Raw genomic sequence first — 23,667 nt, 5'->3', positions numbered from 1 at the left:
TGATGTCAGCTCCCTTCCTTTTACATGATTACAAATATGTAGAATAAAATTGCCACCGCGAAGCGATAGTATGCGAACGGCGTCAGCTTTACGCGGGACAGAAGCTTTAAGAACGATACAATAGCAAGCATTGCCACTAGAAACGCTGCAATAAAGCCTACCGCAAATAATGGAATGTCAGATGCAGATAATAAATCCCGGCTTTTGATTAAATCAAGACCAGATGCCGCAAACATCATCGGCACGGCTAAAATAAACGTAAATTCCGCCGCCGCTTTGTGAGAAACGCGGGCCAAAATACCGCCGCTGATGGTAGAACCCGAGCGGGAAAAGCCCGGCCAAAGCGCTAAGCATTGAAACAAGCCGATGATGAAAGCTTGCTTATACGTTACTTCATCCAATGTTTGCGCCGTGCTTTTTTTAGAAAACTTCTCTGCCACAATCATTAAGATACCGCCGGCGATTAAGCTGATGACTACCGGACCAGGTCCGAACAAAATTCCCTTGATTTTATCATGAAACAAAAAGCCCAGTATGCCGGCTGGCAGCATTCCTAAAAGAATATGAATCAAATTCAAGGATGCTGCGCTCTTGTTACGGCCTATTCCTACCAACGTCCACAGACGTTTCCAGAACACCACAACAACCGCCATAATAGAGCCGAGCTGCACGATAACCTCAAAAGTTTTTGCTTTGTCTCCTTCAAATCCAAGTAAGCTTCCTACTAAAATCATATGCCCTGTCGAGGATACAGGTAAAAACTCTGTAAGTCCTTCAACGACACCTAATATTAACCCAATTAACCACTCTGCCAAGCTTGAAACCTCCTTATATAAAGCCAATACACACTTTAACATAATACCGTATTTTGACAAAATTTGCATGACTTTTTTCCTTATAACGCTTACTTTCTTCAAATTCATGAGACATTTGTAATATAAATCCATTCATTTCATAAGGACGTTACAACGATAAGTTTTATAACATCGCTCAAATGGATTCAACTCTTTGCTATGATAATTGTAAGCTAGTACAACACGAAATATATAAAACTGAATAAAAAAATCGTCTTTTTATAGTGGGGCGAGAGCATCCGGCGACGTGCAGAAGCGGTCAAACCCTTGGTCCATGCAAGGGTAAACCAGAGGGAGGAAGTAAGTGCCAATGCCGTTTTGTTCGAAATAGCAAATGAAAAAGTCGAAATTATAAATCAGTTATATATAGAAAGAAGATGTCAAACGTTCCAACAGCAATACTTGTAAGCTGACTATATATAGAGAAAAGATCCTTTTTCCAAAAAACGGACGGCGGGTGAAAAAAGCAGAGAAGTTGTGATATAATAACTGTATTTTGTTGCAAGGAAGGATGCCCTATGAAAGAAACTACAACTCTTGGACAGAAGCTCCGACAATTTTTTGTGTTGTTTATCCCTGTTTTCGTTACGCAGCTTGCTTTATTTTCTATGAACTTCTTTGACACAATAATGTCCGGACATGCAAGCTCCGCGGACTTGGCCGGCGTTGCGATTGGCACAAGCATTTGGCTTCCCGTCAGTACTGGTTTAAGCGGCATTTTGCTTGCGGTTACTCCGACAGCAGCACAGCTGAAAGGTGCTCAAAAAGACAAAGATGTGGCGCCGTTTGTCATTCAGGCCATTTACCTTGCAATCGCGGCAGGCATCATTGTCATTGCAGCAGGATATTTTACGGTTTCTCCTATCTTACATACAATGAATCTTGAGCCGAAGGTAAGAGAAATTGCACACGGCTTTTTAGCAATGCTTTCCTTCGGTATCATTCCTCTGTTTGTGTACACTGTCCTTCGCTGCTTCATCGATGCACTCGGCCAAACACGCGTGACGATGCTGATTACGTTATTATCTTTACCTATTAATATTTTATTAAACTATTTGCTTATTTTCGGCAGCTTCGGTATGCCGCGCCTTGGTGGAATCGGCGCAGGCGTTGCGTCTGCAGTAACGTATTGGTGCATTTTGCTGATTGCCGTATATATCATTCACACGAAACGCCCGTTTGCTTCGTTTCAAATTTTTCATCGCCTCTATCGCGTTTCCTTCTCCGTATGGAAGGAATTATTAAAGCTTGGCGTGCCGATCGGCTTTGCCATTTTCTTTGAAACAAGTATCTTTGCAGCGGTTACGTTACTTATGAGCAGCTTCGATACAAATACAATCGCTGCCCACCAAGCGGCCATCAACTTTGCCTCTATGCTGTATATGACACCGCTCAGCATTTCCATGGCCATGACCATTGCAGTCGGCTTCGAAGTAGGTGCGGGACGCTATCACGATGCGAAAATTTACAGCTGGCTCGGCATCGGCATCGCCCTTGTGTTTGCGCTTGTATATTCGGTTGTCATTTTCGTATTCAACGAACAGGTCGCCTCCATCTATACAACTGATCCAATCGTTCGCGAGCTTACACAGCAATTTCTTGTGTATGCGATTTTGTTCCAGATTTCCGATGCTATCGCCACCCCTGTTCAAGGCGCCCTGCGCGGCTATAAAGATGTGAACGCGGCTCTGATCATGACGCTGATTGCATATTGGGTAATCGGCTTGCCGCTCGGCTATATTCTCGCAGCCAAAACGGCGCTTGCCGCAAAAGGATATTGGGTCGGACTCATTTCCGGTCTCGCTTTCGGCGCCCTCTTCCTGTCGTTCCGGCTTTTGCAAGTACAAAAGAAACCGCGGCAAGAAATGCAAGAAGCTGTATCATAAGATGCAGCTTCTTTTTTCACGCGAAATATCCCAGGAGGAGATCCGAGAAATCCGCTCGGCGACCGCTGGCTCGGTTTGAACATGGGCGGCACGCAGGGTACAACGTATGCCATTCACGGCAACAACAACCCAAGCGCCATCGGAAAATCAACAACCCTCGGCTGCATTCGCATGCATAACAACGACGTGCGCTGGCTGTATGACCAAGTAAACGTCAACACAACGGCTATCGTCACAAGCTCCAAATCTTCGTACAAAGCAGTTGCAGCTCAATACGGAATTACTGTCGCGCGGCATTGTTCTTTATTAAGAACAATGCTTTTTTTATGAATTTCTTTACATTTGGGAAAAGTAACAAAAAACTATACGCGCAGGTGATATGATGCACACAGTATGGAAAGGAAATTTAACATTCGGCCTCGTCAATATCGGCGTCAAGCTCCACAGCGCCGTTGAGGATAAAGATGTGAAGCTCATCAGCATTCATAAGGACTGTCTCATTCCTATTCAATATGAAAAAATCGCGCCGGGCTGCGAGGATGGCAGCGTGGACCCTGAGGATATCGTGAAGGCGTACGAATACGGTCCGAACAAATACGTTTTGCTCAGCGATGAAGAGCTGAGCGCACTCAAAAAAGAATATGAAGTAAAAGCAGTCGATCTCATTTCCTTCGTGCAGCTTGAAGAAATCGATCCGATTTACTTTGAACGTTCTTACTTTATCAGTCCGACAGAAGGCTCTGAAAAACCGTATATTCTCCTCCGGCAAGCATTAGAGCGCACAGGCAAAATCGGCATCGTCAAAATCACGCTGCGCAGCCGCCAGCATCTCGCAGTCATTCGCGTGCACGAGCATGCGCTCATTTTAGAAACCATTCACTATCCAGATGAAGTCCGAACCGCAGACCGTGTGCCAAATCTTCCCGCCGACGACCAAATTACCATTCACATGAAGGAACTCGTCGCTGCTATTACCCTTATCAACCAGCTTACCGAACCGTTCGCACCGGAGGATTATAAGGACGAGTATCGGACTGCGCTTCTTGATTTAATCGAGGGGAAAATTGAAAAAGAAGAAGACCTGCAAATAAAGCCAATTGTCCATACGAACAAAGAAAGCATATTGAACATCATGGAAGCCTTAACCGCCAGCATCGAGCATACGAAAGGAAAGCCGCCGCACAAAAAAACGAAAAAGGCGACAAGCTGAAAAGGAGCGCACACAGCGCTCCTCTTTTCACTTTAATCGAAAGCTTCTATATCTCAAACGTGCATAACGGCTTTCATTTGTTTCATGAACTCACGCATCAAATCAGGCAAGTTGTTCCACGCATGTCCCGTTATCAAATTTCTATCCACGTAGCAGCCTGCCGTTACGTATTCAGCTCCGAGTGCCTCTACCTCCGGCTTGCATGCCGTATAAGCAGTCAGCCTGCGGTTTTGCAACGCATCGCGAACAACCGTAAATAGCAGCGCGCCATGGCAAAACGCCAAGATTGGCTTATCCGTCTCTATAAAATGACGAACAATCGCCGGCACATGCTCGTTCATGCGAATATACTCCGGCGCGCGTCCGCCTGGAATAATGAGCCCCGCATATTCTGTTGGATCCACATCCGCAAACGAAGCAGTCGCTTCAATGCCGTATCCCGGCTTCTCCGTGTATGTATCCCAATCCTCAAAGTCGTGAACAACCGTGTGAAGCTTCTTCTGCTTTGGCGCCGCCAGCGTCGCCTCATAGCCTTCCTCAAGCAAACGATAGTACGGATAATACACTTCTAACGCTTCCACTGCATCTCCTGCTAAGATTAAAACCTTCTTTTCCATACTTCTTCTCCCCTTTTCTCACGTTTGGGAGTCTGAAGAAGCCGATGCATCGCTGTTCCCACTATTGATTATATAGCACTTGGAAGATAAAGGGAAAGAAATTTTTTATGATAATTTTATTATCGAAATTTCTATATTCAACCTGAATATGCATGAATTTCCCTTCTTATAAGGTATGTTTTTTCCCCTTCGCTTCTCTAAGAAAGCCGCAGCTCTTTTATGTTATACATCCGAAGAGTCATCATAATCGTAACGGAAGCCGTCTTCTTTTGCGTTCGCCCCGACAGACTTAGTTCCCAGCTTTTCAAGCACGCTCTCATATTGACAAATTTCCTGATAATCCGTCGTGTTGGCGGCCGCCGCTTTTAATGCCTGCTCAATGATCGCTTTATCGTTTCCGTCTATGTTCATATTGAGTACGCTCCTTTAAAACGTGATGAATTTTTCTACTGTTATTGTTTTTAGGAAGCTGTGATTTATGCACGGTGCCAGAAAAAATCAACGTCTCTCTTGAAGACATTAAAAAAAGAGCCTATAAAAATACCCCTCCTAAGCAGACACACGTCTATTAGAAGGGGTATTTTTAAGTTACATCATATGCTCTTCCGCCTGCAAAATCGACGGCATGAGCCCCGGAAACAATGCTTCCAGATCCTCCGTCCGCAGAGAATAAAAATGCTGCGTTCCTTCTATGCGCACTTGAATCACGCCTGCTTCCCGCAGCACCTTGATATGATGGGACAAAGTAGATTTAGAAACGTTCAAGTTTAAATAAGAAGCGCAATGCTGTTCCTTCGTTTTAGTCAAGCACTTCGCGATGCGCAAACGCGTCGGATCGCTTAATGCATGCAAAACGGATGTTAATTTAATTTCTGAAATAGGCGGTTGATATGGTGTTCTCATATAAAAAATGTATCATAAACCTGTTTATGTATCAATGTTCTGCGTTTTTCGTATTTTCACTTAGAGCTAACTTTTCCTAAAAAATATATATGTGCTTCCTGCATCTTTACATGAAAAAGATGACAAGATAATCAAGATTCGGTATATCATAATACAAGAATAGAACCCGCGCGTTTCTCCTTCTCAAGCAGCTTTTCCAGACGCACGACTTTTTCCTTCAACTCCTCGAGCTCCTGTACAACACACGTATCTTTCTTCATGGCCAATCCCCTTTATCCGTTGATTAGATCTATTATATAACGAATTGGCAGCTATTCCCTTATAAAACTTTACATAACCTTCCAGAAAATATCGAATCATATTCTTTGCGAAAACTTTTATCTTATGTTAAAGTATCAATGTTCGATAACCTTAGAACTTTAAAACAAAAACTTAAATATGGAGGCAACGAACATGATCACTCTCCAAGTTTATATGACAATCAACCCTGAGCATTGCGAAGAATTTTTAGAAAAAGCGAAAGTTCTTACCGCAGCTACGCAAGCTGAAGAAGGCAATATTAGCTATCGCCTATATGAAGACGTGGAACAACGCAACCGTTTTGTGATGCTAGAAGAATGGGCAGACGAAGCTGCAATTGAAGCTCATAACAAAACCCCTCATTTCATGAAATTCGTGAAATTCGCACAAGGCGTTCTCATTGAGCCGTTAAACGCAAAACGTATATAAGTCTATAAACCATACAGCCAGAAAGGATAGATAAACATGAACAAAGTAATGCAAACATTAACGAACCACCGCTCCATCCGCAGCTACACGAACGAACCGGTAACCGAGGAGCAGCTCAACCAAATCGTAACAGCCGCACAAGCAGCGCCGTCTTCCATCAACGGTCAGCAAGTGACGATCATCAGCGTGCAAAACCCTGAGAAAAAAGCGAAAATCGCCGAGCTTGCCGGCGGCCAGCCTTGGATTGCACAGGCACCCGTGTTCCTTTTATTCTGCGCAGATTTCTACCGTGCCAAAATTGCCGCAGAATTAAACAATGAAAAACTAGTCATTACAGACAGCGTAGAATCCATGCTTGTCGGCGCAACAGATGTCGGTCTTGCGATGGGCAACGCAATCGCAGCTGCAGAAGCGATGGGACTTGGCATCGTGCCGATTGGCGGAGCAAGAAAACGCCCACAAGAATTAATTGAACTTCTGAACATTCCTGAATATGTATTCCCTGTATGCGGCCTTGTAGTGGGGCACCCAGCAGATCCGTCTGCATTAAAACCGCGTTTCCCGCAGGAGGCCGTTTATCATAAAGAAGCGTACAACACGAATTTAACAGACTTAGTAAAAGAATATGATGCACAAGTATCTGCGTATATGAAAGAACGTACTGGCGGTAAAGAAGAGCGAACTTGGTCGCAAACTGTCTCCGGTATTTATAATCGCGTGTACTATCCTGAAGTAAGAGCGATGCTGGAGAAGCAAGGATTTAAGTTTGAGTAAAAAAGCTGTAATTTCAATAAAAAACAGGCGGAGTGTCGGACACTCCGCCTGTTTTTTATTACATGCTTGAAAAGCCATTCTGCAATTTTTCATCAGCATGAAGCTGTTATTCCGGTTCCCGCTCATCACGTTTCAATTCCGCGAGTTTCAAATCACCTATCTCCTCGTTCTCCACATAATGCTTCAGCATAGCGAGCTTGTTATCCCAAAATTGCTCATAAAAGGAAAGCCATTGCTTCAACTCGGCCAATGGCGCCGGATTGAGTTTGTACCGCTTCTCCCGCCCAACCTTCCGCCCGCTCACAAGCTCTGCCTCTGACAAAATGCCAAGATGCTTAGAAACAGCCGTACGGCTCATCGGAAAATGACTGCTTATCTCCGTAATCGGCAGCTCATTTTCCGCAAGCAGCCGAAGCAGCTGCCGCCGGGTAGGATCGGCTATTGCTTGAAACACGTCATGCTTTGGCGCTGTGGACATTAGCCCTCGACTGCCTTTCGGAGATTTTCCTTAACAAGCATCTCCCAGCCCATATTCATTCTGTCGCGAACTTCGGAATTCTTTTGTCCCGCTTTTGGAACAATCTCGTCAGCTTCCTTCCAACCGGAATGGATAAGCGTAAACTCTGTTTTTCCGTCCAGCTCCTTCAATTCAAACGAAACAACCCAGCCTGATACATCCCAAGAAAAAGAAAGACGATTAGGAGGATCAAGTTCCAGCACTTTACAAGGCGAAGGGCCGAATGGTGATTGCAAGTGGAATTCATAACCTGTCTCCGGCTGAAAATCATTCGGCATGAACCATGCGGCGATGCCCTCTGAAGTGGAGACTGCATCCCATACTTTTTGGATTGGAGCATTAAAGACAATAATTTTTTTGATATCTGACACTGTAGCTTGGTTATTGTTTTGCATGTTGTACCTCCGGATTGATTCAATATGTAACCAAAAGGTTTCGTTTTCATTATACGAAACCTTTTGGTTGTATGTCAACGCCTGTCTTTTACTTGATTATCTGTTAGTTCAAGAAAAATGAAATGACTTTATTATTCTAATCCGTGAACATTCTAAGGCGATTTTTTAAATGAAGGTCATGAAAACTTATATAAAAGGGTTTACATTTCCTTAAAATTCTTTATAATACAAATAGAGTCATATTTCGGGGCATTAGCTCATCTGGGAGAGCGCTTTGCTGGCAGCGTCTCGTCAGGAAATCATATCTTGGGGCTATAGTATAGCGGGAATACACCACAATGGCATTGTGGAATCAGGAGTTCGATTCTCCTTAGCTCCATTAAAAAACATGTTGATTACGGTCATAATTTGACTTAAGCACTTCGCTAATTCTGGAATCCAGAATTAGCGAAGTGCTTTTTTCATGTCTTCATTCGGTTATTTTGACGAAAAGCCAAAAGTTCAGATTCGTTTTTTAAGGAGGAGCTACATAAATATCTTTCGATAAATAACGACAATGCTTTTTATTGCAAAAAGCAAATAAAGTGTGGTTTTTACTTAAGAATATTGTCGCAACATCATTAGAGGAATTTCTTCATTATAAAGGAATTAAATCTATACACTAAAAATGGCTTATCTTATCATTGGGTAAGGGAAAACGGAGGTCAATAACATGATTATGGTTTGTTTAAAAGACGTCCATTTAAAAGATTTAAGATTGAACTTAGTAATAGGAAAAGCGGCTACTGCGGGCAAGGTATACGATGTGGCGCAAGAAGAAGAAACAGGATGCCTTTACTTCATCTCTGACAGAGGTACGAGACACTATTTCTTTGAAAAAAGTGAATGGTTACATGAGCACTTTCAATTGCTTGGAGAGATAAAAGTTTAAGGAGTGATAATATGGATAAATTGACTGTTGATAGCGCTGTTGATACGCTTTCCCAGTTGTTTCATGGAGAAAATGCGAATGAATATCTTGCTATGCGAACACTGGAACTGTATATCGAGTTGGGTTTACTGAAAGATGTAAGATATGTTGCGGAAGCAATCGAGGAAATACGGTCATCCTCATTACTGACGAAAATTAAGCTTTTCGATGTTGTGAGTGCAGAACAGATTGAGCAGCGTTTGCGTGGATGGAGGTAGTAATCACGTTACTACCTTGAAGAACTAAGGCGGTAAACACATTACCTCCTTAGGAAATTACAAAGGAGGCATTTCAGTGAACCAAGAAAAAATCGACATTCTCTCAAAGGAAGCAATTCAAATGGACTTGGCGTAAATCAAGTCGTGCCTTCGCTTAATCAATCAAACTATTAACTTTAGCAAGGAAAAAGGAGAAGATTTTTCAACTCTGGAAAATAAGAACCTGCACATCTTGGTTTCCAAAATCGACAGGAATTTGAACATATTAAAGAAAAATATAAACTGGGAGTGATTTTTATATGTTACAAGCTTTTGATAAAAGACAATTCATTCGTGATGAAGTATTAACCACTCCAGAAGCACAGGAACTGTTGGGCATTTCAAGAGCAAGAATGAGTACCATGATAAAAAGCGGGAAGATCACGCCAATTAAGAAATCTGGAGCGATTAGTTTATTCCTTCGTGAAGATTTAGTCGAAAAAAAAGAGGAAATGACGGAACTTAGGAAGAAGTATCGTCCATGGGAAAGCGAATAATCCATCGTAGGAGTTGTTTATTTTGAAAAAGGAATGGCTGAAAGAACTAATATTGCCAGCAGTGGCTATTGTTTTATTATTTTTCATCGGTGATAACACACAAGCAAAATCTCAAGCCAAAGATTATTATTGGAGCGAGGACCGTCCTATGCCTCAGATGAATGAGAAAGCTCGTGTTGAACATGAAAGAAATTTGAAACAGTATCTAGAGCAAGAATTTGAATATGCTTTGAAATTTATTGAAAAAGGACGTGGCGAATAATCCACTCTATACAGAGTATATAGTAGATTAAAATCCAACCATAGGAGATGACGGAGAATGGAAGCGGAAACAAAACGAAATATCATTGGATGGAGTATATTATTTATCGCTTTGTTCCTATCGAGTATGAATTTGGATTGAAGGTGTCCTAATGGACGTCTTTTTTTATTTATTCAGTAAGAAATTCCATAGTATACTAATATTTAGGAATTTATATTGGGAGGATTAAACTGATGAGGAAATCAGTATTAGCAGTTGGTTTATCGGTTGTAATGTTAGCGGCTTGCGGCGAAAAAGAAGCGGTTCAAGAGGAGAAGCCGAAAGCACAACAAACAACGGCGAAGACAGAACAACCAGAAGATGAACAAACACGAATGATGAAAAGTTTTGAACGTAGAACGAAAGAAATTAAAGAGTATTTCGGCGGTACTGTTACAGCGATTGAATTAAAAAAAGAGAATAACTTGTATGTCGTATATGTTTTCGTTGACAAAACAGCATTGTCAAATGCAGACGAAGGCCTACGGAAGAATTTCGGTTATAGAACGAGAACAAAATTAAAAGACGCCGTTGCGAATAGTGGTTTGCAAGGATACGACGAAACAGCCATAAGATACTTCACATCAGACGATAAAACAGAAATTGGATTTGAATAAGCAAGACGACGGGCTTATCCCACCGTCTTTTTTACGTTGTTCCTATAGACTTAGTACCTCACATGGCACAGTCATCGAGAATGTAAAAAGTTTTGTGTAAATGGCTAAACTGACTACTAAAGGAGATGGTCGTTTATGCAAAACGCAAGAAAGCAATTGATTGAGGATTTGGCATTCATGTTCGTCTATCATCAGGCGTATTGCGCTCACAATGCCCCCCTTCCTCTTGTGATAGGGTTGCCCCCCTCGCCCTTCGTTAGCAGCGGATCAGCGAAAGAATAACGGCCGACCGCAATAGAAAAAGCTAACCTCAATCGATTAGCCTTTTTGTTACATTTTGCTATTTTTTATTATGATACGGTAATTCCGTAGTGCGATTATCCCCAAAAAGAGTATCGCTGGATTGCGGATGATTGAGATGCTTTGTCGTTAACGTTACTTTGTTATTGGCAAGCTTTATTGTTGCTTGGATTTGTGTTTCACCATCTCTTCCATCAACGAAGGTATACGTTCCTACACCAGTTTGATCAAATGTAACAACAGCATCTTCTATATTATCCGGTTTTGTATTCCCACATTTTTGTGCTTTAGTTCCATACATAGCAGCTGCTAAACCAACGTTAGCTTTGTTTTTGTCAGTAAATTGAAGCGTAAGATAGTAACCATTTCCGCAATAATCATCAGAGTCAGTCCAAGTTCCGTTATATGTACTGTAATCGGAAGAATTGGACTTTGGCTGCTGTGCTGGTGGATTAGTAGTAGTGTTGGTATCGGACTGCGGTTTCTGTGTTGATTGATTAGTATTAGTACCATCCTCTTTAGGCTTGTTTTGAGTTGTTGTTTGAGTAGTTCCCTTTTCCGCTGTTTTCGTTTCATCTGTTTTTGCTTTACTATCCTATCCTGTTGTTACTTCTTGTTTTGTTCCGCATGCCGATAAAGCTAATACGCAGGAAAGAAGCAATATAACTATTCTACCTCTTACTTTCATAATGAATCCCCACCATATCAATGTTCTCTTTCAGGCTTTTCAATTCGATTCCCCGTTCCTGAAGCTCATCGACAATGATTTAATAGACTGGAAATATTTCTGTACTGCTCCCGCAGATTGATCCATCGTACATTACCAGTAGAAGTACATGCTGAAATTCATTGGTTTCTCAACAACAGGGGAAGTCTGCGCTTTTCACCTGGAAGAATATAGATCCCCCCTGCTGACTCTAGAGACTTGTATAACATCAGCCAAGCTTACTAAACGCTAACTCTCTCAGACAGAGGACATCTGATACCGGCTGAGGATTGCACCCATACAGTTCCATAGCTTTAAAAGCATGTACCTCACCATATATGTCCTGCATTCGGTCATACACCCATAGTTCCGTTCTGTGGACTGGCGCCCAAGCAAAAACATCCATTTTATTCAACTCATTTGTGACCATATGTATCCTTTCATACTGAATGGAATTCATCTTGAGGAAACCATTCTTTTCATAAAATCGTACTCTTTTTTCCGAATTGGCATCATTAAAAGTAATTGGCTCAACCTCCAGTATAATTGCTTTCCCCTTTTGTTTCAGCCGATCCAGAATCATACTGCCTGTTCCTTTTCCGCGACTGCTCCCGGATACTAGAATATAATCAATGAAGATATAATCAGGCTGTTCGAAATATACAAGTACGTGATCTCGGCCTTCCTCTAATTGATAGATTCCTTCTTTTTCATGAAAAAGGCTTTCAAAATGCTTTTTAGATTTCATTTCTATTTCTGGAAAATAATCAATTAACCTAGTATACCAGTCGCCCATCACTTTTGCTCCCCTTTGTTTAAAGATGAATAATTTAAAAGTTTTATATTTTGGATAAAAAGAAAAAATAATCCATATAAAAACAACTTATGAGCTCGGCATAGATGTCAAAAATTCATTTAGGATATGTATAATAATTACATCATCTATTCTATATCCTGGAATAAAACTTTTAAACAGGGTTTTTTTGTCGAATCAGCATGAATTTCACCACCTATATTAACCCTTTTATTCTATATTTTAGGATGAAAAATAGGTTTTCTGTCGAAATATAGAGAAAATTTTATATTTTTTGCAAAATAGTTTTTTGATAGAATATAGGAGATTACAATTCATATTACATACTTCAAAAGGTAGGGATAGTTATGGGCATGGTAGAGAATAAGGGGAAAATAACAGCATTGTTGGGCTGGAGCCTTCCTGCAATAGAAGCGATTGACAAAATGGATCGACCATATGTAGTTGTTGGTCCACCTGAATTTCAGGATTTTGCAGACACCCACAGTATCCAGTTTATCCCGTGGAACTTTGAGGGTTTAAATGAGAGAGCAGATGAACTCTACGAAAAATTGAAGGATCTTAATACAAAAATTACTGTACCGATATATGAAGAAACCGTTGAATGGGCTGGCATTTTAAATGCAAAGCTTAGAAATAACCCGCGAATTTTCAAACACTCTCTTCTATTAAGAGACAAAGGATTGATGAAGCGTAGAGCACAAATGGCGGGCATCCGGGTGGGAGTCTTTGAAGAGGCGTACACCAAGGAAGATATCCATCGTTTCTTAAAGAGAGTCAATGAGACATTGCTTAAGCTAGAAGGAGAGAGCAATGACCCTATCCATGTTAAACCATTTGATAAAGCAGGTACGGTCGGTCATCGGATGATTCGGGATCCACACGAGATTGACCTAATTCCTGATTCGGAACTTCCGCTTCTAATGGAAAGCCACCTCGAGGGTCAGGAATTCTCCTGCGAGGCATTTATCCATGACGGCAAACTAAGATTCCTGAATATTACCGAATACATACAGCTTGGCCACACCAACTTCGTGCCTGCTTCTCCTTCACTTGAAAAGTGGCGGCCACAGATCAAGGCAGAGATTGAGAAGCTTGTGGATGCTTTCGATATTAAATACGGCATCATTCATCCTGAATATTTCCTTGCCTCAGATGGATCCTTGCATTTCGGCGAAGTGGCTGCTCGCGTTCCTGGCGGCCATATTTTTGAGTTAATTGAAAAGGCCTATGGCTTTAGCGCGTTTCAGGCTCAAGTGCTTTGTAGTGACCCGGATACAACCGAAGAAGAACTGGAAGCCTTCTTCCCTGAAGAAGTGGTCTCAGCAAAAGGACATGCCGGCAGTCTGATGGTATATCCGAATGTAAAAATCATCGACAAGCTGAATATACCTGAGGAGCTCAAACAAGATCCTTATTTTACCAAACATGATATGTTCATTCCTGTCACATCCAAAGTAGCAGAACGTGTAGGATTCGGGAACCATTACGGTACGATTTTCTTCTTTGGGGATGATAGCGAGAAAATGAGAACCCTCATGAAAAAATATGTAAAATATAATTTCTACCTTTAAGGAGCGAAGAGAAGGATGAGTAATTATACAGGAGTTTTAAAAGATAAATTTGAAACTGCTCTAGGCAGACTTGAGCAGGCAAAACCATTCGCTAAATGCATGTACCAAACGGAAGTCTTCCAACTGGCAATCGAGCTTGCTGGTTCGGATGACGGACTGGCGATAATCTACGGAAATGCACATCGGTTTGAAAAAGCCGGTGTCTTCTATGGAGGTCCATGGGAAGACCCGACTAAAATGCAGCCGCCTCTAGTCGGCGGTTCACTGAAGCTTAAAGGAGGAGCCAACTCCATTATTGAATTGTTAAGTGAAATGAGAATGCTTGCAATCGCAAAAGGAGATTACATTCATGAGAGCTTGAAGGCGAATGAGGCAGAAGCTTTTTTAAATGAAGTCCTGGCTCTTAATCTCGACCTTTTGTTGCCGCCGAAAACCGAGGAAGGCAGTATTCAATTTGAAGACCATATTTTACGGGGGCAGCGTTTGTTCCGCTACCTTGGCCAGGAGCTTTCCTTTAGAGAGATCGCGGATAAAATTGTCCAAGAGATCGATCGCCTAACGGTTCAGCGTCCGATCATGGTCGGAAGAATTTTAAACATGATCAGCATGTCTGAACAATTAATTAAAAATGGAATTGATGAAAAAACTGCGAAAGCTCTTGAAAAGTACTCACGTTCTGCCAATGCTCCAACACAGCTAAGCAAGAAGGCTTCCAATCAAAGGGACTACGGAATCATGCTAGAGGCTGCCTATGATGAAGAACGTGCAGCAGAATCTAACACTGTCGAAGAGTCTAAAAAGAGAGGACGGAAGAAATCCGCTTCAAAGCTTGAGGCTGAAGCTAAGGCATTCGCAGACGCTATGAAAGATACTGGGCTTGTTTCCCCTTATCATGCCGTGCTGCTACGATTTCTTAACCGAAAGAACCCTGACTTGATTCCAGCTTCTCTTGGTTTATCGGAAATTGGGACTACAAGTTTCCATGCCAATAAAGAACTGATTCACGACATCATCCAGCTTGCCATTTTCCCTGAAACACGCCAAGCAATATACGGCCTTTCAAGGATGCTTGACCGTGGGGTGATGACACAAGATACGGTCGCGCCTGCCATTCGACGCCTGTTTGAGCTTCCTCTCCACGCTCAGGTGAAACAAACACTTTTAAAGAATGAATATAAACAGGGAGGCATTAGCCCAAATGGTGTGCTCGTTGCCGGAGTTATAAGTGTTCTAGGTCAGCCGCTTGGGGTTGGACAAGGTCTCAATCCAACTTGTCAATCTGCAAGAGCGATATCCCTCTGGTCCCAGTATGGAATCGACCAGTTGCTTGAATACATTGCCCATGCCGCGCATAACAATGATATTGAAATGGCATTTGAAGGAGAGACAATCCATTCATTCCTCCTTTCCGGAGGAGTTGCCGAAGAAATCCATCCGGATTTGGATCCGGTCTCAAATGTTCTTGTCCCTCATCTCGATAAAATTTATTTCGAAATGATGAAACGAACCCTTCTTTTCGCAGAGGATGGCCATAAGTGGGTAAACCCGGAATTTTACGGTAAGTGGATTCCGAATGGCTTTATAAATGCTATCGATCCATCCACACTGAATGTCACAAATTATCCGACTTTCGCCAGACTGTTCTATGCCACCCACCATCCGGACTATAATGAAGGGTATGAATTGATTTATCCAAATCCAATTGGCATTTTTACGACAGACGTACATGGAGATCTGCTCGGTCTTCACGCTGTATCGATTCAAAGGATTGAAAAAGACCAAAACGGGGATTGCCGGATTTATTTTTACAATCCTAACAATGACAGCGGTCAAAACTGGGGCCAAGACATCAAGCCAAGCGTTTCAGGTTTTGGTGAACTTGAAGGTGAATCGTCCCTGCCGTTTCATGAGCTTTTATCCAGAATGTACGCTTTTCATTATAACCCATACCAACAGGGAGACACCTACATGGTTGAGGACAGCCTTGTTGAAAAAGTGGAAGCACTGGCAAAAGACAGCTGGGGCAAGAATTATGTGTGGGATGAAGAAGCAGTCCCAGTACTTATCTAAATTATTTATAGACCAAAAGATCCTGAGGACCCGGAATGTAATTTCGTGGTCCTCTTTAGGTTTTTCTAAACATATATTGTCTAGAATGTGTTTTACGCATCTGTTGAAGCGATCCGAACGCGTGTCAAGGAGTTCATTCACGAAGTGAACAAACAGCCGCAGACGGCCATCGATCGGCTATGTCTTAAACTATAACTCTTTAGTTCGTTCTATATAGACCAAACTCCTAGGAGTCTGCCCAACAGAGTGAAAAGGATGAATTATCATTTGAAATATCTCCCATTTAATGTTACATTAATTAAACAATATAGAACCTTAAGAATATTCAAAAAATAAACTAAACGAGCATACTCCTACAACTCGCTTCGGTTCAACTGTTGAAGTTGAAGAACACCTTTACCAGCTAAACCGCCATCACTTCTCGATCTGAACGAAGCATTTGTTTTTCTTCTCATCGCTCAATTTTCGTCCACTAACTCAGGCAGGTAAACCTTGATGTGGTTAGGTAAACCAGCAACCCATTTGACCAATATGACGCTAGAAGGGAGAATGGACATATGGGACTTTTTCTATTTACTTTAGAGGATTCGTTTCAAAGAGCCTTTAATCAGTTACAGCGAGCTTCCACACCAAATAAAAGTTTATTTCAGCAAGCAGTTCTTGAAGAAACTGCTGCCCTTCTCAAGGAAGCGAATGGATTGGAAAAACTTTTTAAATATGCACATCTCTTTGATGAAACTGGGGTCTTTGCGGGGAAGCCATGGGAGAATGTTCGCAAGCTCAATCCTGTTCTTGTTAGAGGCACTTTTCATGCTGGCGGCATCATGGCAGCAGCCGAGGCATTGAGCAATCTGAGAATTCTCGCCATTGCCAGAGGTGATTATGTACATCCAGAAATGTCGGCGTATGAAGCAACTGAATTTTTGACGAGAGTTATGGCTTTGAACCTAGATCTGCTGCTCATGAAGGGAACGGAAGAAAATCGAGTAAAGCAGCTTTACAACGACAAAGAGGCGTCAGAGATTCTAGGATTTATCTCAGACCATTGTTTTTCTCCACTTGTTTTTCAAAGTCTATATCAGGAAGTAGATAATCTCGCTGTCCAAAGGCCAATTGTAACAAACAAAATCCTGAAATTGATTGCTAGTGCAAAAAGATTAGCCGGCGGTCTGGAAGAGGCGGATTCAGGCTTGATGCATTACGAAAATGCGGTTTATTCTCCATCAGATATAGCTGCCGCTGCTGGGGAAAGTTATGAAAATAACTTGAAAGCTAGTGATGATTTATTACTAATTCGGGAAGCTAATCAGCTGCGTACATCCATGCATCATACCGGACTTGTTTCACCGTTCCATGCATTATTTTTAAACTATATAAATAAAGAAAAGCCAGACTTGCTGCAGAACCTGCTGGCCGTGGACGAAATCGCTAGGGAAAACTTGCATTTGAATCTGCATTTAGTTTCTTCTCTAATCTCTTCAGCCGTTACTGTTCATACAAGGGAAAGTATTTATGGTATGATGCGCCTTCTGCAGCGAGATGTATTTACGATTGAATTCATCAATGAAATCGAGAAACTTATAAAGGTTCCCATTCATGATAAGATTAAGAATAGAATTTCAGCCGTTCATAAAATATCAGATACAGCTGCCCTTCGTTCTCTTGCAGTTTCAGGAATGATCAGCGTTTTAGGGCAGCCACTAGGTATTGGCCAAGGATTTAACCCAACATGCCAATCAACAAGAGCACTTAGCTATTGGTCACAAAAGAAGCCGGTCATGCTACTCAAAATGTATAATCACTTTCTAGAACACGGTAAATTCACCATTGATTTTGAAGGGAAATCCATTTCTTCCGATACGCTTCCTCATACCCCGCTTGACGATGAAGTCAATATTGATACCATATCACTACTCTTGATTCCGCACCTTGATTCTATATATTTGGAAATGCTGAAATCAGTGAGAGGACGCGGGCAGGATCCCCATAAATGGATCAACCCGGCTTTTCATATAAAAGGAATATGGACCGAGTTTTCAGATATCTATAGTGACCCCGACTTTACAGCCCGATTCTATCGGCACTATCACCCTTCGGAGAATCCAAATGTCAATGAATGGCTCCCCCAGCCTGCCGGCATCACCATTTACAACCAGTCTGGTCAAGTTCTTGGAGCCCATGCAGTACTTATTCAAAGAGTATGCCATGACCCTAGCGGCTGCATTCGCGTTTATTTTTACAATCCAAATAACGACAGCCTGCAAATATGGGGAAACTCCATCAGAACAAGCGTTTCTGAAAATGGTGAACAAGAGGGCGAGTCGTCCCTTCCTTTTGACGATTTTCTGTACTTCTTATATGCTTTTCACTTTCCAAAGCAAGATTGATGTCCCCCACACCACCTTACGCACAGTTCCGTATACGGCGGTTCGACTAAGATTGACGAAGAAATTCGAATCTTTGATATAAACTTTTAAACCCTAGATTACTTCAATAGGAGTTATCTAGGGTTTGGAAAAAAGTCAGTCCCCCACCACTTTCATAAAATACTTTTCAAAAGCAAGATAATGAAATGATTGGAATACTGTTAAAAAAGTCAGTCTAACTCATTCCCTATTTTCCTAAACTTATACAGAGGAGGGAAAATCAAATGACGATTCGTAAACAATCTGTGCAAACTTTTATCAACGGGAAAATTTTCACTTCAAATCTGGAACAACCCTATGCAAGCACCATGATCGTGCGTGATGGCAAGATAGTGTGGATTGGTGAGCAATCAGATTTAGAAAATATAGAAGGAGATTGTGTTGATCTTAAAGGCCATAGAGTGCTTCCAGGTCTTATCGATGCCCATTTACACCCTTTGTGGCTTGCAAATGCATCCACCCAAATCGCCTGCACCCCTCCACTTGTTAATTCAATAGCAGATTTAATTGAACAAATTCGGAATGTATGTAAATCCAATGAAATGGGTAATTGGATTGCAGGCTGGGGGTATGATGAAGGGAAATTGTCAGAAAGAAGAGCGCCAACACGCTGGGACTTAGATAAAGCCACATCAGACATTCCAATTTTCATTACCCGGACATGTACCCATATTGCGGTTGTAAACAGTAAAGCATTGGAACTAGCAGGCATTACGAAGGATACACCAGATCCACAAGGCGGAAAGATTGATCGGGATTCAAATGGTGAACCAACAGGAGTATTACGTGAAAATGCAACAGATCTCGTCCGTCGTATTATGCCAGCTAAATCTCTTGAAGAAGATGCTACATCACTTGCCGAATTAAGCCCTTTCCTGCTGTCACATGGAATCACAGCCATTACAGACCTTTCGAGTAGAACTGGGTCAACTGATTACTTAGAAATGTATAAAACCGCTGGCAAAAAAGGGCTAAAACAACGTACTGTTCTATATTATCTGTGGGAGGATTTGAAGGAGCAGCCTATATTAGGACCAGATAAAATCAAAAGTGAAAATCAAATTCACATTGGCGGTATCAAGTTATTCTCAGACGGAAGCGTCTCTGGAAAAACAGCATGGGTCAATCCGCCATTCTTAGGGGAAGAAGAAAATTACGGTATTCAAACGACAACTAAGGAAGAGTTATTAGCTGCTGCAAAAGCAGCCGAACAGAACCAGATTCAATTGGTTGTCCACGCGATGGGCGAGCAGGCGATTGACTTAATCATTGATACTTTCTATGGCAAAAAAGGCTGGCTTGCAGATGCACCTTCCATTCGGATTGAGCATGCGGCAATGCCTACACCTCAGGCCATCCAGCGTGCTGCTGAAACGGGTATTGCCTTTGTTACCCAACCAATCTTTTTGTTTGCAGAAATTGAGAGCTACCATAATAACCTCGGATCTGAGCGTACAAAGCAAACCTATCCTATTCAATCCATGCTGCAAGCAGGGATAAAAGTAGCGTTTTCTTCCGATGCACCTGCGACCGCTTGGGCTGATCCCGTAAATCCATTTGTTGGAATCAAGTCTGCTGTCACACGCTTGGCATATGATGGTGCGGATACTGGACAAGAACAAAGGGTAGATGTACCAACCGCCATCATGCTTTACACAAAAGCAGCGCAGGAGATCACACGAATTCCTTATGTTGGACAGCTTGCTGTAGGCTATCATGCTGACTTTATTGTGCTTGACCAGGATATACTTGAAATGAGTATGGACAAGATTGATACAGTTCTAGTTAAAGAAACTTATTTAGGTGGAAATTTAGTTTTTCAAAGAGATAATTCTTTTACGAAATGCTAAAAGAAGCTGTGAATGGGAGAAACCTTGATAAATCAAGGTTTTTTCTTTTTTATCTGAAACTGTCTAAAATCAGTTCTTCTTTAAGAACGTCCTGCTGGTCATAATTTGGTTATACGCACAATTATTAATAATGCTACCTCAAGTAAAGGGGTAGCATTATCTTGTACTAATAGTAAACCATGACAAGGCGTCAAGTTGATTGAAAAAAGCAGAAAGAACCATCCCTAATGCTTCTCAGGTACCGCAAAAGGTTCGGTAAGGACGGGTTGATGGCGCAGGCAGTGTGCAATAATCAACCTGTTCGTGGGAGTGCGCGTAGGGGCTTGAAAGAACACCAAGAAGCCGTTCCATCACGCTGTAGTCTCCTTGTTTCACTGCGGCTTCTAGTGCCGCTTCTACCCGGTGGTTCCGAGGGATTAGCGCAGGATTGCTGTTCCGCATCAACTGATGCGAGGAGGCTTTCGATTCCTCCTGCCTGCCTAGTCTCGCCTGCCACAGCTCATGCCACTGAGCAAATTCTGGGGTCCCAAACAGAACCGTATCCTCCGTTGTATCAAAAGTTAATGCACGGAAGGTATTGGTATAATCCGCACGATACTTCTGCATCATACTGAGGAGATCTTCAATAAGGGATTTATCCTGCATCTCTTCATTAAATATTCCCAGTTTTGCTCTCATTCCCGCGAGCCAGTTATGGTGATACAATTCCATAAATTCTGAAATCGCATCCTGGGCCAGTTTGACAGCCTGCTCCTGATCGGCATGCAGCAGCGGCAATAGGGTTTCAGCAAATCGCGCGAGATTCCATCCGCCAATATACGGCTGATTGCCATAGGCATAGCGGCCATGAATGTCGATGGAACTGAATACCGTTGCCGGGTCATACTCATCCATAAAGGCGCAAGGACCATAATCGATGGTTTCTCCGCTAATGGTCATGTTGTCGGTGTTCATCACCCCGTGAATAAAGCCAACCAGCTGCCATTTGGCAATCAGCAGCGCCTGACGCTTGATCACTTCCTGAAGCAGCGAAAGATATCGATTCTCGTCAGCTCCAACGCCTGGAAAATGGCGCTTAAGTGTATAGTCAGCCAGGACCCGGAGTTCTTGGGCTGTGCCCCATTTTGCAACGTATTGAAAGGTGCCAACGCGCAGATGACTGGCGGCCACGCGGGTCAGAATTGCACCAGGCAGATCGGTTTCGCGGATTATTGACTCACCAGTTGTTACCACTGCTAGACTACGGGTGGTAGGAATACCAAGCGCATGCATTGCTTCGCTGATGATGTATTCGCGCAGCATCGGTCCAAGTGCCGCCCGACCATCTCCCCCGCGGGAGTATGGCGTTCTACCTGAACCCTTGAGCTGAATATCAAACCGTTCACCCAAAGGAGTGATCTGCTCGCTAAGCAGCAGAGCCCGGCCGTCCCCTAATCTTGTAAAATTCCCAAATTGATGCCCCGCATAAGCTTGAGCAAGCGGCAAAGCACCTTCAGGAATCCGGTTGCCAGCAAACACCGCTACGCCATCTTCGCTTTGCAGCGCCTCGGCGTTCAACCCCAGGGATGTTGCCAACGGATCATTGAGAATAATCAACTTCGGTGAGCGTACAGGGGTTGGACTATGGCTGGTAAAAAGTGCTTTCGGCAGACGGGCATAACTGTTGTCTAAGTTCCATCCTGTTTCTATTATGTCTTTTCTCTTTGTCATGGTATCCCCTTTTTTCCTTTGTCTTTTTGTATCCTAGTTTTTTCTTTTACATAAAACAAAAATCGTAGGAATTCTATGATATTTTTAGTTATCTACTTTCTATATCAACACAAGGCAGCCCCTTTTTAATGTCTACTTCTGCCAATTTATTATACCCTTTCCACACAAAGATGGCGCCCTTTAAATATTTTTTAAGTATGTACTGAAATCAGAGACGTTAGGGCTAAAAACATGAAAGCGGATCTCCACCGCCACTCCCTATATTCTTAACTGTGCGCTTCAACACTCCATATAATTTGGAATGGTTGGATTTTAGTCAATAAGTTGGACACAAAAAAGTGAGGATTATGCTGTCTTTCGAGCTTGATCCTATGTTGCCCGTTCAACATTCAACATCAGTTCGATTAATAGGTAAAAAACAACCTGAAAATCCTGAGTTTCCTCCATAATAAAAGTCCATGTGGCTCAAGAATTTGCCACATGGACCTCCTTTGTTTCTACATCCAAAGAATTAACTACAGACCGGCTTTTTTTCGCTTAGACCAAGTGTCTGCGCTGTTGAAGTATGAATTTCGTGCAGAAGCTCTGGGTTTTCCATTAGTGACACGCCATAAGAAGGAATCATTTCTTTAATTTTCGGTTCCCACTCTTTCATATGTTCCGGGAAGCATTTTGTTATTACTTCAAGCATGACGTGAACGGCGGTAGAAGCACCCGGAGAAGCGCCGAGCAATGCTGCTATCGAACCATCAGCGGCACTAACAACTTCCGTACCAAATTGAAGCGTTCCTTTGCCAGCTTCAGTATCTTTGATAATTTGCACACGTTGGCCCGCTACTACTAAATCCCAATCCTCGCTTTTGGCGTTCGGGATAAACTCACGTATCTCTTCCATGCGCTTTTCTTTCGATAACATAACTTGCTCGATCAGGTATTTTGTCAATGACATGTTTTTTGCACCTGCAGACAACATAGTTAAGAGATTATCCGGTTTTATGGAAGTTACCAAATCAAACATTGAACCGGTTTTTAAAAACTTTGGTGAGAAGCCGGCAAACGGTCCAAATAGCAACGATTTTTTATTGTCGATAAATCGTGTGTCAAGATGCGGAACAGACATTGGAGGAGCACCAACCTTAGCTTTGCCGTATACTTTTGCATGATGCTGCGCTACAACATCCGGATTATTACACACCATAAATATTCCGCTTACCGGGAATCCTCCAATATGTTTTCCTTCAGGAATACCGGATTTTTGCAGTAAATGCAGGCTTCCTCCCCCGCCTCCGATAAAGACGAATTTTGCAGTATGGCGTTCGACAGTACCGCTATCGAGATTCCGCACTTTCAATTCCCACAAGCCGTCACTAGTACGTTTAATATCATTAACACTATGTTTGTAGTTTATATCGACATTTTTACTCTCTAAGTGGTCAAACAACATGCGCGTTAAAGCGCCAAAGTTGACATCAGTTCCAGAGTCGATTTTTGTTGCCGCTATAGGTTCATTCGATGCGCGGCCTTGCATAATAAGCGGAATCCATTCCATCAGTTTTTCCGGATCATCGGAAAATTCCATCCCTTGGAATAGGGGATTGTTTGACAGCGCTTCAAAACGTTTCTTTAAAAACGTTACATTTTGTTCCCCTTGTACCATACTCATATGAGGCAATGGCATGATAAAGTCCTG

General features: G+C 42.4%; 24 protein-coding genes and 1 tRNA gene. 15 read left to right on the top strand and 10 right to left on the bottom strand.

What is annotated here, in order from left to right; translation table 11 throughout:
• Nucleotides 1-20: 20 nt before the first annotated feature.
• Nucleotides 21-815, bottom strand: a complete 795-nt coding sequence (gene bacA, locus H540_RS0109045; RefSeq protein ID WP_028400362.1) for an undecaprenyl-diphosphate phosphatase — start codon at nucleotides 813-815, stop codon at nucleotides 21-23.
• A 557-nt stretch (nucleotides 816-1,372) separates the two neighbouring features.
• Between bacA and H540_RS0109040 the strand changes: the two genes are divergently transcribed.
• The 3 genes from H540_RS0109040 to ku are packed head-to-tail and all read left to right on the top strand — an operon-like array spanning nucleotide 1,373 to nucleotide 3,950.
• Entirely contained in the window at nucleotides 1,373-2,740 is a 1,368-nt protein-coding gene (locus H540_RS0109040; RefSeq protein ID WP_028400361.1) for an MATE family efflux transporter, read from the top strand.
• A 27-nt stretch (nucleotides 2,741-2,767) separates the two neighbouring features.
• Nucleotides 2,768-3,070, top strand: a complete 303-nt coding sequence (locus H540_RS31980; RefSeq protein ID WP_342666036.1) for a L,D-transpeptidase — start codon at nucleotides 2,768-2,770, stop codon at nucleotides 3,068-3,070.
• Between the two features lie 52 nt (nucleotides 3,071-3,122).
• Nucleotides 3,123-3,950, top strand: a complete 828-nt coding sequence (ku, locus tag H540_RS0109030; RefSeq protein ID WP_028400359.1) for a non-homologous end joining protein Ku — start codon at nucleotides 3,123-3,125, stop codon at nucleotides 3,948-3,950.
• Between the two features lie 53 nt (nucleotides 3,951-4,003).
• On the opposite strand, the gene H540_RS0109025 is transcribed toward ku, so the two are convergent.
• The 3 genes from H540_RS0109025 to H540_RS0109015 all read right to left on the bottom strand — a co-directional run bounded on the left by H540_RS0109025 (nucleotide 4,004) and on the right by H540_RS0109015 (nucleotide 5,470).
• Nucleotides 4,004-4,567, bottom strand: coding sequence for a DJ-1/PfpI family protein (locus H540_RS0109025; protein ID WP_028400358.1), 564 nt, complete (start codon nucleotides 4,565-4,567; stop codon nucleotides 4,004-4,006).
• A gap of 222 nt (nucleotides 4,568-4,789) precedes the next feature.
• On the bottom strand, nucleotides 4,790-4,978 hold the full coding sequence (locus tag H540_RS0109020) for a hypothetical protein (protein WP_028400357.1): 189 nt from the start codon (nucleotides 4,976-4,978) through the stop codon (nucleotides 4,790-4,792).
• 177 nt (nucleotides 4,979-5,155) lie between these two features.
• A complete protein-coding gene (locus H540_RS0109015) occupies nucleotides 5,156-5,470 on the bottom strand; it encodes an ArsR/SmtB family transcription factor (protein WP_028400356.1) in 315 nt (104 codons plus the stop codon).
• 453 nt (nucleotides 5,471-5,923) lie between these two features.
• Between H540_RS0109015 and H540_RS0109005 the strand changes: the two genes are divergently transcribed.
• Both H540_RS0109005 and H540_RS0109000 read left to right on the top strand, forming a co-directional pair.
• Nucleotides 5,924-6,199 (top strand): putative quinol monooxygenase, encoded by a 276-nt coding sequence (locus H540_RS0109005; protein WP_028400355.1) that lies wholly within the window; start codon nucleotides 5,924-5,926, stop codon nucleotides 6,197-6,199.
• A 36-nt stretch (nucleotides 6,200-6,235) separates the two neighbouring features.
• Nucleotides 6,236-6,973 (top strand): NADPH-dependent oxidoreductase, encoded by a 738-nt coding sequence (locus tag H540_RS0109000; RefSeq protein ID WP_028400354.1) that lies wholly within the window; start codon nucleotides 6,236-6,238, stop codon nucleotides 6,971-6,973.
• A 106-nt stretch (nucleotides 6,974-7,079) separates the two neighbouring features.
• Here the strand turns inward: H540_RS0109000 and H540_RS0108995 are convergent, their stop codons facing one another.
• Together H540_RS0108995 and H540_RS0108990 are read right to left on the bottom strand one after the other, a co-directional pair.
• Nucleotides 7,080-7,451, bottom strand: coding sequence for an ArsR/SmtB family transcription factor (locus H540_RS0108995; protein WP_028400353.1), 372 nt, complete (start codon nucleotides 7,449-7,451; stop codon nucleotides 7,080-7,082).
• Complete coding sequence (locus tag H540_RS0108990; RefSeq protein ID WP_028400352.1) at nucleotides 7,451-7,885, bottom strand: SRPBCC family protein; 435 nt, start codon at nucleotides 7,883-7,885, stop codon at nucleotides 7,451-7,453. Before H540_RS0108990 ends, H540_RS0108995 begins: the two co-directional genes overlap by 1 nt.
• Nucleotides 7,886-8,193: 308 nt before the next feature.
• On the opposite strand from H540_RS0108990, the gene H540_RS0108985 reads away from it, so the two are divergent.
• The 6 genes from H540_RS0108985 to H540_RS0108955 all read left to right on the top strand — a co-directional run bounded on the left by H540_RS0108985 (nucleotide 8,194) and on the right by H540_RS0108955 (nucleotide 10,527).
• Nucleotides 8,194-8,264: transfer RNA gene (locus H540_RS0108985), tRNA-Ala, on the top strand.
• A 333-nt stretch (nucleotides 8,265-8,597) separates the two neighbouring features.
• A complete protein-coding gene (locus H540_RS0108980) occupies nucleotides 8,598-8,816 on the top strand; it encodes a hypothetical protein (protein WP_028400351.1) in 219 nt (72 codons plus the stop codon).
• 11 nt (nucleotides 8,817-8,827) lie between these two features.
• The gene (locus H540_RS29310) at nucleotides 8,828-9,073 is read left to right on the top strand and encodes a hypothetical protein (protein WP_034670658.1); all 246 of its coding nucleotides are present in this window, start codon (nucleotides 8,828-8,830) and stop codon (nucleotides 9,071-9,073) included.
• 299 nt (nucleotides 9,074-9,372) lie between these two features.
• The gene (locus H540_RS0108970; protein WP_028400350.1) at nucleotides 9,373-9,609 is read left to right on the top strand and encodes a helix-turn-helix domain-containing protein; all 237 of its coding nucleotides are present in this window, start codon (nucleotides 9,373-9,375) and stop codon (nucleotides 9,607-9,609) included.
• A 22-nt stretch (nucleotides 9,610-9,631) separates the two neighbouring features.
• Nucleotides 9,632-9,871 (top strand): hypothetical protein, encoded by a 240-nt coding sequence (locus H540_RS0108965; protein ID WP_028400349.1) that lies wholly within the window; start codon nucleotides 9,632-9,634, stop codon nucleotides 9,869-9,871.
• A 230-nt stretch (nucleotides 9,872-10,101) separates the two neighbouring features.
• Nucleotides 10,102-10,527: a hypothetical protein gene (locus H540_RS0108955; protein WP_028400348.1), complete on the top strand. Its 426-nt coding sequence runs from the start codon at nucleotides 10,102-10,104 to the stop codon at nucleotides 10,525-10,527.
• 340 nt (nucleotides 10,528-10,867) lie between these two features.
• On the opposite strand, the gene H540_RS29305 is transcribed toward H540_RS0108955, so the two are convergent.
• Together H540_RS29305 and H540_RS0108940 are read right to left on the bottom strand one after the other, a co-directional pair.
• Nucleotides 10,868-11,128: a hypothetical protein gene (locus tag H540_RS29305; protein WP_051317041.1), complete on the bottom strand. Its 261-nt coding sequence runs from the start codon at nucleotides 11,126-11,128 to the stop codon at nucleotides 10,868-10,870.
• Between the two features lie 634 nt (nucleotides 11,129-11,762).
• On the bottom strand, nucleotides 11,763-12,329 hold the full coding sequence (locus tag H540_RS0108940) for a GNAT family N-acetyltransferase (protein WP_034670655.1): 567 nt from the start codon (nucleotides 12,327-12,329) through the stop codon (nucleotides 11,763-11,765).
• Between the two features lie 365 nt (nucleotides 12,330-12,694).
• Here H540_RS0108940 and H540_RS0108935 point away from each other — a divergent pair, with 365 nt between their 5' ends.
• From H540_RS0108935 to H540_RS0108920, 4 genes are all read left to right on the top strand, one after another.
• Nucleotides 12,695-13,921, top strand: coding sequence for an ATP-grasp domain-containing protein (locus tag H540_RS0108935; protein WP_028400346.1), 1,227 nt, complete (start codon nucleotides 12,695-12,697; stop codon nucleotides 13,919-13,921).
• Nucleotides 13,922-13,936: 15 nt separating this feature from the next.
• On the top strand, nucleotides 13,937-15,991 hold the full coding sequence (locus H540_RS0108930; protein WP_028400345.1) for a hypothetical protein: 2,055 nt from the start codon (nucleotides 13,937-13,939) through the stop codon (nucleotides 15,989-15,991).
• A 557-nt stretch (nucleotides 15,992-16,548) separates the two neighbouring features.
• The gene (locus H540_RS0108925; protein ID WP_028400344.1) at nucleotides 16,549-18,378 is read left to right on the top strand and encodes a hypothetical protein; all 1,830 of its coding nucleotides are present in this window, start codon (nucleotides 16,549-16,551) and stop codon (nucleotides 18,376-18,378) included.
• 263 nt (nucleotides 18,379-18,641) lie between these two features.
• A complete protein-coding gene (locus H540_RS0108920) occupies nucleotides 18,642-20,267 on the top strand; it encodes an amidohydrolase (RefSeq protein WP_034670653.1) in 1,626 nt (541 codons plus the stop codon).
• A gap of 234 nt (nucleotides 20,268-20,501) precedes the next feature.
• Here H540_RS0108920 and H540_RS0108915 read toward each other — a convergent pair whose 3' ends face one another.
• Nucleotides 20,502-21,977, bottom strand: a complete 1,476-nt coding sequence (locus H540_RS0108915; RefSeq protein ID WP_028400342.1) for a protein adenylyltransferase SelO — start codon at nucleotides 21,975-21,977, stop codon at nucleotides 20,502-20,504.
• Between the two features lie 511 nt (nucleotides 21,978-22,488).
• The coding region (gene mqo, locus H540_RS0108910; protein ID WP_028400341.1) for a malate dehydrogenase (quinone) at nucleotides 22,489-23,667 on the bottom strand (1,179 nt) is incomplete at its 5' end.

The sequence above is a fragment of the Ectobacillus panaciterrae DSM 19096 genome, from assembly GCF_000430785.1.
GTDB classification, from domain to species: Bacteria; Bacillota; Bacilli; order Bacillales; family Bacillaceae_G; genus Ectobacillus; species Ectobacillus panaciterrae.
The sequence above is the reverse complement of the archived record's forward strand: the minus strand, read 5'-3'. Positions and strand labels throughout refer to the sequence as shown.